Here is a 13633-nt window from a genome sequence, read left to right on the forward strand (position 1 = left end):
TAACTACATATGAATAGTAAAAATAAAAAAATAGTCCTGCATCAAATGTGGACTACTAAAAATGTGGTATTCATGATTTTCATGCTTTTTCTTTCGGCAGGAATCTTTGCGCAGGAAAAAAAGCAGGTATCAGGTACCGTTTATGATAATACAGGAAATGTATTGCCTGGAGCAACGGTAATTGAGGTAGGCACCAGAAATGCGACCACTACAGATTTTGACGGAAAATTTGTCCTGACTGTAGCCCTAGGAAGTTCTATCGAAGTTTCCTTTATTGGATCTACCAACCAAAAGATTCAGATTACAGCAGCCACAAAACCAAACATAGATGTTCGTTTGCAAAATGACGGGTATCAGCTTGCAGAAGTTCAGGTAGTTTCTGTGGGATACGGAACGCAAAAAAAATCAGATTTAACCGGAGCCATTTCGAGTGTAAAAGCAGATGATCTGGTAAAAGGAACAATTTCTTCTACAGAACAGGTTTTACAAGGAAAAGTGGCGGGATTAAATATCATTCGTCCTTCTGGAGATCCTGCCGCGGGTTCTACAATCCGTTTACGCGGAGGAACTTCACTTACAGCAAGCAACAGTCCCCTTATTGTGGTTGATGGTATTGCAGGGGTTGATATTAATATTGTTCAGCCATCAGATATTAAATCGGTAGACGTTCTTAAAGATGCCTCGGCGACAGCCATCTACGGATCAAGGGGAGCAAATGGAGTTATTATCATTACCACAAAATCAGGTACAAAAGGAGTTTCGGTAACCTACAGCGGATTATCAAGCGTGGGTTATGTAACAGATAACTTAGATCTTTTATCAGCCAATCAATGGAGAGGTTATGTGCGCAGTACAGGAAACAAAGATGCTGTTGATTATGGTGGAAATACAAACTGGCAAAAAGCAATCCAGCAGACGGCTATTTCACAATCGCATACTTTGAGCATAAATTCAGGTAAGGCTGAGAGTGGTTTTAGAACTTCACTTTCGTACTTAAACAATGAAGGGGTGATCAAAAAGACAGGCCTTGAAAGATTAAGCGGAAATATTAACGCTTACCAATATCTTGGAGATAATAAAGACGTAAAATTCGACATGGGTTTATTTGCTAATGTTGATAAATGGCATCCAATGGATTACAGAATTTTTGAGCGTACTTATAATTTAAATCCAACCATTCCGGTATATGATTCTAATGGAGATTTCTCTGCCGTTAGTGGAAATATCTACCAAAATCCGGTTGAAATTTTAACCAACAGAACTGTTGATAACGAAAGACACAGATTGTTAGGTTATTTTAAAACCGAAGTTAAGTTCCTTAAAGATTTTCTTGCTGTAGCCAATATTTCCTACGAACATAATGCAGTAAAAGGCAGTACATACAAACCAACTTATGCGATTATGGAAGGGATTGACGAAAAAGGATATGCTCAAAAAACATATGCTGAATACGCCAATGCACAAGGAGAACTTTATGTAAATTATAATAAAGTAATCGATAAGCATACTATTGGTGCTCTTGCCGGATACTCTTACTTAGAGAATATTTACGAAGGTTTTGGCGCACAACGTAGTGGTTTTGTTACAGATGCTTTTAGTTATAACAATCTTGGTGCAGGTTACAATTATCGTTTGGGCGATGTGTATTCTTATAAAGGAAAATCAAATCTGGTTTCGTTTTATGCCCGCGCTAATTATTCTTATGAGGGAAAATATTTGCTAACCGGTACAGTAAGACGAGATGGTTCAAGCCGTTTTGGTGAAAACAATAAATGGGGAACTTTCCCATCTGCATCTCTCGCCTGGAAATTATCAAGCGAAGAGTTTATGAGTTCAACAAAAGGATGGTTAGACACGCTTAAATTTAGAGTAGGTTACGGAGTTACCGGTAATCAGGACGGAATTGGAGAGTACAAATCGCTTTCGATTTTAGGAGTTGGAAATGACAGTTACTACGATCCAAGTACAGGAAGATGGAGTTTGGCTTATTCACCAAAACAAAACCCGAATCCTGACTTAAAATGGGAATCAACAAAACAATTAAACATTGGGGTAGATTTTAGTTTGTTCAACAGAATTACAGGTTCATTGGAGTATTATTCAAAAAACACAAACGATTTGCTTTATACCTACGAAGTGCCTCAGCCTCCTTATTTAGTAGGAACAATGCTGGCCAACGTTGGTGAAATGTCTAATAAAGGTGTGGAACTTACTTTGAATGCAGATATTATAAAAGCAGATAAATTTTCGTGGAATGCTAATTTGACTTTAGGACACAATGTTCAAAAAATCGAAAAGTTATCGAATCCTACTTATAAAACAGATGTTATTTACAGCGGATCTTTACACGGATTAGCGGGTATGTCAGGACAATATTCTCAAATTATTGCCGAGGGTTATCCTGTTGGAACTTTCTGGGGATTCAAAAATGCGGGTCTTGATGCAGATGGTAAAATTCAATACTATAATGCAGCAGGAAGTATAGTGGCAGAAAGTGCTCTTGTAGATGCTGATAAAAGAGATTTAGGAAATATTCAGCCTGATTTAACGATGGGTATCGGAATGAACTTTACTTACGGAAATTTTGATTTAGGGGTTACAGGATACGGAATGTTTGGTCAAAAAGCATTAAACGCAACCAATATGATGTTGAACGATCCTAACCGACTGCCTACTTTTAATGTTCCTGATGATTTCCTGAATACCGGTATCACATCTGCTCCTAAATATTCAGATTACTGGATCGAAGATGCTTCTTTCTTCAGACTTCAGACCGTTTCAGTAGGATATACTTTGCCATTAAAATACAAAAGTTCAAAACTTAGAATTTATCTTATGGGAGAAAACCTTGCCGTATTTACAAAATACAAAGGTGTAGATCCTGAGATTGGATTAAATGCGCAAGACGGTATCAATCAAACCGGAGTAATGGATTTGACCGGATTGGCGGCTCCCGGAATTGATAGATTTAATAATTATCCTCGGCCAACTACGATTTCTGTTGGATTAAATTTTACGCTGAATAATTAAGCGAATAACTCAAAAATATAAAAAATGAAAGTCAAAATAACAGCATTATTATTAGTAAGTATGCTTTTTACGATATCATGTACAGATTTAAATGAAGATTTATATGATAGGGTAGAAGACGGGGATTTTGGACAAACTCCAAAAGAAGTTGATGCATTAGTAGGAGGAGCGTATTCTTCCCTAAGAGGTTTCTCTGATGGTATATCAACCAATTACCCAACCAGTGAGTACGTATTCTTTTTGAATGAGACCGTTTCAGATGAAGCTACCATTCCTACCAGAGGAACCAACTGGTACGATGGCGGTCAATATCAGGACGCGCAAAGACACACCTGGAAAGCAGATAACCGTATGATTTTATCGGCATGGCGTTACAATTACACCGGAATTGCAAAAATCAATTCGATTATTTATCAGGTAGATAAATCATCATTGACAGCTGGGGCAAAAGCGCCAATTTATGCCGAATTAAAATCCTTAAGAGCGTATTATTACTATAACCTTTTAGATTTATTCGGAAATGTGCCCATCGTAGTGAATTTTGAAGATACCTCTTTACCATCAAATTCTACCAGAAAACAAGTATATGATTTCGTAGAAAAAGAATTGCTCGATGCCATTCCGCATTTAACTTCAAATGTGGTGTATTCTAAATTTACAAAAAATGTAGCCTATTCGCTATTGGCAAGACTGTACTTAAATTCAGAAGCTTTTATTGGTACGCCGCGCTGGCAGGATTGTATCGATATGTGTCAAAAAGTAACAGGATATACATTGGCGCCTGATTTCTTTGCCAATTTTGCTACAGAAAACGAAAAATCCCCAGAGATTATTTTCTCTATTCCTTACGATCAAAAAGCAGGAACAGTAGGAAATTATATGAACTCAATGTCGCTTCATTATTTACATAAACTAACCATTTCTGCTTCAGGAACTGATTATCCTTGGAGTGCCAACGGAATGTGCGCGCAACCGGGTGTTTATTCAGCCTTTGCTGCTACAGATAAAAGAAGAAAATGTATGGTGGCAGGTGACCAGATTAGCCTAGCTACAGGTTCTGTAATTATTATGGATAACGGAGAGCCTTTAACCTATACAGAAGAAGTTACAAGTGTGGCTGATGCCAAAGAAAACCAGGGAGTTCGCTTAGGAAAATACGAAATGAAAGCCGGTGAACAATGGGAACGCGATCATGATTTAGTTTTAATTCGTTATGCCGAAATTTTAATGATGCAGGCAGAGTGTTATGTACGTTTAGGAGCTGCAGATTTGGCAAAACCTTTTCTACAGCAAATTACAGCACGTGCCGGAGAAGAAATGCCTACCGTAATAGACCTTGCTTTTATAGACAAAGAATTGCTTAAGGAATTCACTTTTGAAGGAAGAAGAAGAACAGATAATATCCGTTTTGGAACATTCTTCGAATCATGGTGGGAAAAAGGACCAACGGAGAAATACAGAGCGATTTTCCCAATTCCAAGTACAGTTTTAACAACAAATAAAAATCTAGTACAAAATCCTGGGTATCCTGTAAACTAGGTTATTGAATGTCAGTCTTCCGTGTTGGCTAGTCGTGGAAGGCTGACATGTTTTAAAATAATTTTTGCCACAGATTTGTGGGTTTTTTAAAGATTATAAGCAAGTAAATCAGGCTTATATACAATCTTTTTAATCTTTTAATCAGTGGCAAAAAAATAAAAATAAATAATATATCAATATGAAAAGATCTATCACATTATTGTTTTTTGGGATCCTGAATATTATAGTCGCCGCGGGTTGTAGCAGCGATGATAAAAATTCTGATACACCTACAGAACCGGAAACATTTGAACCTGTTGCGATTGAAAAAACAAATAGCACCAAAATTTATGTTCATTATATGCCTTGGTTTGAAACAAATGAAAGTAGTGCCGATAAAAAATGGGGATATCACTGGACAATGGCTAACAAAAATCCAAACAACATTGGCGCAAACAATCGCAGAGAAATTGCGTCGTACTATTATCCACTCATTGGCCCCTATCATTCAGGCGATAAAAATGTGATCGAAAATCATTTATTATTGATGAAATATTCAGGAATCGATGGAGTTCTGATCGATTGGTACGGGACTTTTGATGTAAACGATTATCGAATGGTAAAAGAAAACACAGAACAGCTTATTGCCATGTTAGACAAAGTGGGATTAGAATATGCCATAGTTTATGAAGACCGCGTAACCAAAAATGTTGTCGATGCCGGAAAAGCAATTTCAGTTACCAGCGCAGCCAAAACCGATTTAGGTTATATGGAGAAAAATTACTTTGATGATAAAAATTACATCAAAATAAACGGAAAACCATTACTGCTTAATTTTGGGCCGATTGTATTGCAGACGCCAGCCCAGTGGACCAACGTTTTTAATACCCTGACCACAAAACCTACTTTTTTAACGCTCTGGAATGAATCTGTAGATGCGGGGGATAATGCCTCGGGAGAATATGCCTGGGTTTATAAAAACAACACCTATCTGACTAATTTTTATACCAATAATAAACCAAAATTAGCTGTTGCAATGGGAGGTGCTTATCCTGGCTTTAAAGATTTTTATGCCGAAGGTGGTGGCGGAGCTGCAATTGGATGGACAATAGAACACAACAATGGAGCAACTCTTGATGAAACACTTTCTCTGGCTAAAAATGCAAATTTAAATTACCTGCAATTAATTACATGGAATGACTTTGGAGAAGGGACAATGTTCGAGCCAACAGTAGAATTTGGTTATACGTATATCGAAAAAGTAAAAGCATTTGCGGGGGTAAAAAGTACCGAAACTGTTTTTCCTGAAATCAGTAAAATGTATAATCTGAGATTAGAAAAGAAAGGCAATGCCGATGCACAGAAAAAATTAGATCAGGCTTTTAATTATTTTGTCTCTATGCAGCCAGCAAAAGCAAAACAGTTACTAAACGAAATTAAATAAAGAGTTGTAATTAATACAATTAAATAATGAAAAACATAAAATATAGATACTGTCTAATCGCTTTAGCATCAATGTTGATTGTTGCCTGCAGTACTAAAAAAACATACAAAATAAGTTCTCCCGGAAAAAACACCGAATTAGTTTTTGAATTAACTCCGTCAGGTCAGCCGCTATATAGTTTAACATCAAAGGGAAAATCAGTTATAGAACCTTCATTATTAGGATTTGAATTTAAAGGAATCCAAAAAATGACAGAGGGTTTTGAAGTGCTTTCCACCGAAGAAAAATCGGCTGATGAAACCTGGGAACAGCCTTGGGGTGAATTCAAAAAAGTGAGAGATCACCACAACGAACTCATTGTGCATTTGAAAGAATCAAAAGGAGAAGAACGTCTGGTTGATATTGTTTTCAGGGTTTTTGATGATGGTGTTGGTTTTCGATATGAATTTCCAAAACAGCCTAATTTAGGGAAAGTAGAAATTTCAAACGAAATCACGCAATTTACCTTTAAATCAGATAATGATGTTTGGTGGATTCCGGTGCATCGCGAAAACAGCTATTACGAGAGTACCTACCGTAAAACGCCTGTGAGTAAAACCGATACGATCAATACACCGGCAACTTTAGAAACCAAAGAAAAATTATTTGTGGCCATTCACGAAGCCAACCTAACCGATTTTGCCTCAATGACCTTACTTAAAACAAATGATAAACAATACAAAAGCGAATTAGTGCCGTGGGCCAATGGGGTAAAAGTATATGCCCAAACGCCTTTTAGAACACCGTGGAGAACTATTGTAGTAGGGAAAACTCCGGGCGAAGTGGCGATATCTACTATTATGCTGAATTTAAATGAACCATCGAAAATTGAAGATCTTTCCTGGATTACACCGTCTAAATATATCGGAATCTGGTGGGGAATGCATTTAGAGAAATTCACCTGGGGACAAGGGCCAAAACATGGCGCAACGACTAAGAATACAAAACAATACATTGATTTTGCTGCGAAAAACAATTTAGACGGAGTTCTGGTAGAAGGCTGGAACGAAGGCTGGGATGGCGACTGGACTGCTGATGGTGCTTCTTTTAGTTTTGTAAAAGCCTATCGGGATTTTAATCTGGAAGAAATTACAAAATATGCCGCTATGAAAAATGTTCGTTTAATAGGACATCACGAAACGGCGGGAGCTACAAAACATTACGAAAGCCAGTTAGAAGATGCTTTTAAATTGTATCAAAAAATGGGCGTAAATACCGTGAAAACCGGTTATGTAAATAAATATCTGGATAAAAAAGAATGGCACGATAGCCAGTACGGAGCACGTCATTACAGAAAAGTAATGGAAACTGCGGCCAAATACCATATCATGATCGACAATCATGAGCCTATAAAAGGAACCGGATTACAGCGTACGTACCCAAATTTTATGACACAAGAAGGCGGAAGAGGTCAGGAATACAACGCGTGGTCGGTTGATGGAGGAAATACGCCGGAACATCTAACGACTTTGCCTTTTACAAGAATGCTTTCCGGCCCTTTTGATTATACACCGGGGAATTTCAATTTTGATTATAAAACACCTTCGGGAGCAAGAGTGCAAACGACTTTGGCAAACCAGTTGGCCTTGTATGTTATCATTTTTAGTCCGTTGCAAATGGCTTCAGATTTACCGGAGAATTACGAAGGCAAACCGGAATTTCAGTTTATAAAAGATGTTCCGTGCAGCTGGTCAGATACCAAAGTTTTAGATTCTAAAATAGGAGAATATACCACTATTGCCAGAAAAGACTGGGAGGAGAAAAACTGGTATTTGGGAGCTATAACCAATAGTTTTGCCAGAAACCTAAAAGTAAATTTATCATTTTTGGATGCCGGAAAAGAATACGAAGCCGAAGTCTATTCCGATGGAGCTGGAGCAAATTATAAAACGAATCCGTATCCTGTGAGAATTTCAAAACAAAAAGTAAACAATAAAACAGTTTTAGCTCTTAAGTTGGCAGCTGCAGGAGGAACAGCTATAAAATTTACTCCAATAGAAAAATAAGTTAGTAAGTTTTATTTTGAGTTAAGTTTAAGTTTGAGCAATAAACCCGATAGCTGTAATAGTTATCGGGTTTGTTATATTTTTAAAGTGTCAGATTGAAAAATCAATAAACGAACTTTGTATTACTGAGTATTTTATGAGAAAAAATAGTAGCGAACTTTGGGGGTGTTTTTTTTTCTTCATTTCATGACAATCTAACTAAAATCAAAAATTATAATATCTTATATGGTTTAAGATTTTATTAATGTTTGTAAAACTTTACATGATTTCCAAAGGCATATGTTGCAGTTAATGTTGGGCCATTGTATCCCCATTTAAAATAACCGTTTAGTCTTTCTTTTTCTGCATCAACCCGAATGTTTAAGCCTGTGTAACCCGCTGTTAAACTTAAGTTTTTGTAAACGTTATATAATATAGATAGATTGTAACTTAAAATACGTCCGTCGATATTATCTATTTTAATGGCGAAGTAATTGGCATTGGCATAGAGTCCCCATTTTTTTGCTAATACAATTTCTGTCCAAAGTCCCAGATCAGGAAGAGGGGCAGTAAAATCAAAATCGTCACTGTATTCTACTGCAGCAGTAACTCCTTCCAGTTTTATCCCAACATCAGCAAGCATGATGTGCGCCCCTATAAGTGCCCCAATTTCGTACTTGGGTTTAGATACAAAAGCGTATCCGTAGGTAATTCGATAAATTTGGTTGTCCATAAAAGCTGAAACTCTCGCATTTACAGGATAGGTATGATCACCAAATTCTATTTCTTTTTGAAGGGTTTTGCTGGCGGTTCTTTTCAAATAAAAGTATTCTGCACCAAGTCTTGATCTTCTTGAAATTTTCCATTCAAATGCACCAGCAAATGATGTGGTATTTTTGTTAAATCCAAGATCTTTTTCAAAATCAATCATGTTTCCAAAATCACCATTATTACTTCCCACTTCTACCTGTGTATTATTGGTGGGAAAAAAAACACCGGCAGTTACTTTAAATCGTCGGCCGTGCCATGTTAAATCTGCTGGATCATAATCCTGGGGTGGAGCCTCTGAATTATTTTGTAATGTAGGTAAAGGTTTTTCTACCATTATCTCGGCAGTAGTCTGAGCCTGAATTGTAGTGAAGAAGAGGGAAACTATCAAAAAATAAAATAATTTTTTCATGAGACTTATTTTTAGATTTTATTGATAAAATTTTAACATTTAAAGTTAACAAAAAAAATCATTCATTTTTCGTTTTAGAGTTTGTAATTTGAATAATTTATCTGAATATCAGTATATTATGTTTTTTGTGGTTGTTCTCTCTACAGGTAATCAATCTAAATAATTAGCTCTAGTTTATTTAGAATCCTTTTGTTTCCAGGAAAATGTTTGGCAAAAACATCTCTCGCACACGTGAGTCGCCTGATAGATTAGAGCAGGCTACCAAAGTAGCGCGGATAGTTCAATAGCGTACTGATAAGAGTGACTCTAGGGCAAAGTAAATTTGCCCTCTTATCGAATGGTGATAAGCCCAACTTTTTTTAAAGGTTCTAAATCACTAAGTTTTATAAGTTCTAAGTTTTGTATTTGTAAAGTTTTAATTGCGAAGTAATAAAGGTTTTGTTTTTAAAATGGATTCTCTATATTTGAGTGTAAATCTGAAAACAATTATGGATAAAAAATTAAAACAATACCTTGTAAAGTCTTTCGTAGTACTATTATTGATTCATCTGGGCTATTTTTTATATGGCTATTTTAAGTTTGAAGGAATTGGGAATATCGATATTTATACTGAGTTTTACAGGTTTAAGTTTTATGATGATGTCTCTATTTCCCACTTTTTTATAACGGGTTTGTTTTTGCTTTTCTTTCTGATTTTTTTACTTAAAAATCATTCGAAACAAAATTATTCTTTTGTAAATCTGCTTAAAATAGGAGCTTTATTATTGCTGATTTCGTTCTTTAGTTTTTCATTTTTTGTTAGTTATAGTTTTGGAATGAACGCTAAGATGAGAACGGAATTGTCTGAATACAAACTTAATAAGGACAAAACTTTACTAAATGTTTTACGTCCGTTTTTGTATAATTATACGTCGTATAGTTCAGAGAAATTATTTAATCCGCTTAATATTTTATATCCAAAACCGTATCCGGTTATGGAGGTTGTTGACAGTGTGATGATTCAGAACGATAATTATATTACCGAAACGAATTATTATAGCATTGATACTTTGAAGATGTTAACGACGGATTTGAATAAAGTTTCGTCTGCAACCAGTACGATTTTGGATAGTATTGGTTTTGGTAAAAAAGAACTTTTGGAGCGTATCATCAAGAAGAATGTTATAAAAGACAGTACTGAAATTATCTACAAAGGTATGCGTGTAAATCCTGACTACGATGAGAATATTTGCATCTTTGTAGAAAATAAAGCTTTGTACAAGCCTGTAAATGGTGTTGCGATAGAGAAACAACAATATGATGCTGCGGTAAAGAGATACAAGCTGCTTTATAAAATTAAGCAGGATTCGTTACTATATAATTTTAAGCAACTGGATACGCTTTTAAGGAAATACAAAATCGAAACAAGCCTGGTGCCTAAAGATTTGGCGAAAGATGTCAGATTTTATCAAAGTCATGCCAATGAACCTTTAAACGCGATAAGAAATAATTTTGACAGAAAGGCGCTAACAGACAAATTTAATACTCTGGAGCGATTATTCTATGAACCAAAATATCTTCACCCGACTATTATCGAAATCTTCTTTGGCGTTGTTTTTGGCGCGTGGCTGATAGGTTTCTTGATTTATATTTTGTTTAATTATAAAAGAAAAACAGTATAAATAAACATCAAATGGAGCTTTTTATTTTTTGACATTTAAATTGATTTTGCCATTACCATTGTCATTTAAAATTTGCAATTTAAAATTTGTTAAACCCTGTTGTAATCGGCTTTCCAGTGCACGATGGCTTTTTTTATGGCATCTCCGCTCAGGTTGTTTTTTAGCGCATCTTCTATAAGTGGCAATAGTTCATCATCCGGAGCAAAACGAAGGCCGAAAATTTGATCGTCGGTTAGTTTGTATTCGATTTCCTCAAATCTTTTTCCGGTAAGGGTAAAATAACGGTAGCGAAGTTCGAGACGCACGATTCGGTTTTGAAGAATTAGGGCATAATGCTGACGCAACATAAAGGCAAGGCAAAATAAAAATACAAAAACAACGCTGATAAAAGACCATATTAATGTATCGTTTGTGGTAAACGCAAAGTAAATACTTGCTGCCAAAAATATTGTAAGAATAGGATAGTAAACAAAATGATGCGGTGTGTAAAACCGAATATGGTTGTAGTAAGTCTGAATTTTCATAATTATTTCGTTTATGGTGTGATATTAAAAAACAAAAGCTACCCTAAAAAATAGAATAGCTTTTTTTCCAAAAATAAACTAACATAACCAATGTTCTCTTTATAATTAAACTTTTTTGAAAGTTCTCTTAGTAGTATCTATAGTTAAAAAAAAGCCTCACGCTGCATTCTCTTTTTCAATGGCTTTAATTTGTTTGGTAAAATTAGTCAGGAGGTGAAAAAAAACTGTTATATTTTAAAATGTAAATGTTATATTATTTCAACTTTTTGGCTAACGGGTTATTTTATTGTCATAAAATTTATTCTTTTCTAATTGTAATGCACTTATAATTTTCCATTGGTCTAATTTAGACTCATAGCTTTTGCTTGCATTTGCCGGGCTTGTAGAAGGTAAAGTGATGAGTTGATAATCTTTCTTTAAATGAACATATTTTTTAAAGAAAGCGGCTGCTTTTTGTCCGTTGAATAATATGGTTTTAATGTTGGGATGCTGTTCTAAAAACGTTTCGAAATCATTGGCAATCTCATTTTTTATAGCGCTGTCTAAACTCCCAACCCTGTCGCAAAACTGCAAAACATCCCACAGGGCAATTTTGTTATTTTGCAAAAGCGCCTTTTTAGTTTCGTAATCATTCGAAAAGTCTGTTTTATAAATATCGAACATAAATTTCCAGAAATTATTTTGGTTATGGCCATAATATTGGTTGAGTTCTAATGATTTTGTTCCGGGCATTGTGCCTAAAATCAAAACATTAGCATCATAAGTGGCTATAGGGGCAAAAGAAAAACTTTTCATACTGGCTATACTAATTCTAGCAGAAAGGTAAAAAAAATTACTGTTAAAAACATCATCCATAAGTAATTATAAAACAATTTAGAAAAATTATATAACATACTTGGCTGACTTGTGAGCGAACTTTGAATCGTAGATTTTTAGAAATCCTATACCACAAAACGGGCTTTCTTTTTTTTGTAAATCTATATAAAATGATGTTGAATTTAAATCCCATGCAAGATGAAAATAGTTACTATAAACACAGAAAGAATTCAAAATATTTTTGATGAATTACATACAAACTTCGGCGGTAAAGTAACTTTTGATTTAGACCAATACACGCTTGAAACCAACAATAGTTTTGCAAAAGGTGCTATAATTGGTGCCTCTTTTAATGATAATATTTCCTACGTTCAGTTCGATATGACTTTTGCTGCAGATGTTAGAATGGATATTGTAAATCCTATAGAATCACCGGTTTATTTTGCCTATTGTTCTAAAGGAAGTTTGTCGCATAGTTTTGGCACTGCTGGCGAAGAGCGAAAATTTAAAACATTTCAGACCGCTATTGTCACCTCAAAGAAAAATCAGGATAATGTCCTGTTTTTCGAAAAAGATAAAAAAACAAAATTTACCTTAATAATAGTAGGAACTCAGGTTTTGCACCAAAACCCGGACAATTCTCTGAATCAGAAAGTAAAAGAAACTTTCTTTGAAACTGAGGCTGTTCAGGATTTCTTTTACGTGGGTTCTCATAACCTGAAAATTGCTGAAAAAATCGAACAATTGAATGCCATTACTCAAACCGGAATTGTTAGGAATCTTCTAAAAGAAGGAATTCTGCGCATCATCCTGGCAATGGAAATTCAACAGCATACAGACGATTTAAGTATGAATTCTAAAGATACAAATTGCCTGACGCTACGCGAAATGGAGGAAATAAAAGAACTATCTGAAGCCATCAAAGCCAATCCGGAGGAAGCTTTTACCATTAAATCCCTAAGCAAAAAATCAGGTTTATCGCCAAACAAATTACAGGAAGGTTTTAAACTGATACACAACAGAACCGTTAACGATTATATTACCCACATGCGCGTTCTAAAAGCCGAAATCTTAATAAGAACATCTGATCTTAATATATCCGAAATCGTTTATTGTATTGGTTTTACCAGCAGAAGCTATTTTTCAAAAATATTCAAACAAAAATTCAATTGCAGCCCAAAAGAATATAAATTCAATTTGAATCCACTGGCTATAACAGCTTGATTAAAAATTGCTAAGTCGCTAAGATTTTGAGTTGCTAAGTTTTTTGACATGCAAACAATTATATTAAGTCTAATCTGGTGCGTCTTTTTTTTATTTTATAATTTTCTTTAGGAGCTGTTTACTTTGTCTATTGGCTTTGATTGAGTCCTGTGATCTGTTTGAGTCTTTTGTGCTAAACATCACTACAAAATGATTTCCATTACCATCAGGGC

9 protein-coding genes are annotated in these 13633 nt (G+C 35.2%); 6 read left to right on the forward strand and 3 right to left on the reverse strand.

Annotation, left to right across the window (positions count from 1 at the left end; translation table 11 throughout):
• Nucleotides 1–9: 9 nt before the first annotated feature.
• From IRZ78_RS20485 to IRZ78_RS20500, 4 genes are all read left to right on the forward strand, one after another.
• Nucleotides 10–3030 (forward strand): TonB-dependent receptor, encoded by a 3021-nt coding sequence (locus tag IRZ78_RS20485; protein WP_194618294.1) that lies wholly within the window; start codon nt 10–12, stop codon nt 3028–3030.
• Nucleotides 3031–3054: 24 nt separating this feature from the next.
• Nucleotides 3055–4569 carry a RagB/SusD family nutrient uptake outer membrane protein gene (locus IRZ78_RS20490; protein WP_194618295.1) on the forward strand — a complete coding sequence of 505 codons (1515 nt, stop codon included), beginning with the start codon at nt 3055–3057 and terminating at the stop codon, nt 4567–4569.
• 178 nt (nt 4570–4747) lie between these two features.
• Nucleotides 4748–5992, forward strand: coding sequence for a glycoside hydrolase family 71/99-like protein (locus IRZ78_RS20495; protein WP_194618296.1), 1245 nt, complete (start codon nt 4748–4750; stop codon nt 5990–5992).
• Between the two features lie 26 nt (nt 5993–6018).
• Nucleotides 6019–8037, forward strand: coding sequence for a glycoside hydrolase family 97 protein (locus tag IRZ78_RS20500; RefSeq protein WP_194618297.1), 2019 nt, complete (start codon nt 6019–6021; stop codon nt 8035–8037).
• Between the two features lie 241 nt (nt 8038–8278).
• Here IRZ78_RS20500 and IRZ78_RS20505 read toward each other — a convergent pair whose 3' ends face one another.
• Nucleotides 8279–9196, reverse strand: coding sequence for a hypothetical protein (locus tag IRZ78_RS20505; protein ID WP_194618298.1), 918 nt, complete (start codon nt 9194–9196; stop codon nt 8279–8281).
• Between the two features lie 449 nt (nt 9197–9645).
• Between IRZ78_RS20505 and IRZ78_RS20510 the strand changes: the two genes are divergently transcribed.
• Nucleotides 9646–10857, forward strand: a complete 1212-nt coding sequence (locus IRZ78_RS20510; protein WP_228520548.1) for a hypothetical protein — start codon at nt 9646–9648, stop codon at nt 10855–10857.
• Nucleotides 10858–10946: 89 nt separating this feature from the next.
• Here IRZ78_RS20510 and IRZ78_RS20515 read toward each other — a convergent pair whose 3' ends face one another.
• Together IRZ78_RS20515 and IRZ78_RS20520 are read right to left on the reverse strand one after the other, a co-directional pair.
• A complete protein-coding gene (locus tag IRZ78_RS20515; RefSeq protein WP_065449087.1) occupies nt 10947–11381 on the reverse strand; it encodes a DUF6526 family protein in 435 nt (144 codons plus the stop codon).
• Between the two features lie 270 nt (nt 11382–11651).
• Nucleotides 11652–12176: a DNA-deoxyinosine glycosylase gene (locus IRZ78_RS20520; RefSeq protein WP_194618299.1), complete on the reverse strand. Its 525-nt coding sequence runs from the start codon at nt 12174–12176 to the stop codon at nt 11652–11654.
• Nucleotides 12177–12395: 219 nt separating this feature from the next.
• Here IRZ78_RS20520 and IRZ78_RS20525 point away from each other — a divergent pair, with 219 nt between their 5' ends.
• Complete coding sequence (locus tag IRZ78_RS20525; protein WP_194618300.1) at nt 12396–13421, forward strand: AraC family transcriptional regulator; 1026 nt, start codon at nt 12396–12398, stop codon at nt 13419–13421.
• The last annotated feature ends 212 nt before the right edge of the window (nt 13422–13633 follow it).

This window comes from Flavobacterium sp. CSZ (assembly GCF_015350725.1).
In the GTDB taxonomy this organism is placed as follows: Bacteria; Bacteroidota; Bacteroidia; order Flavobacteriales; family Flavobacteriaceae; genus Flavobacterium.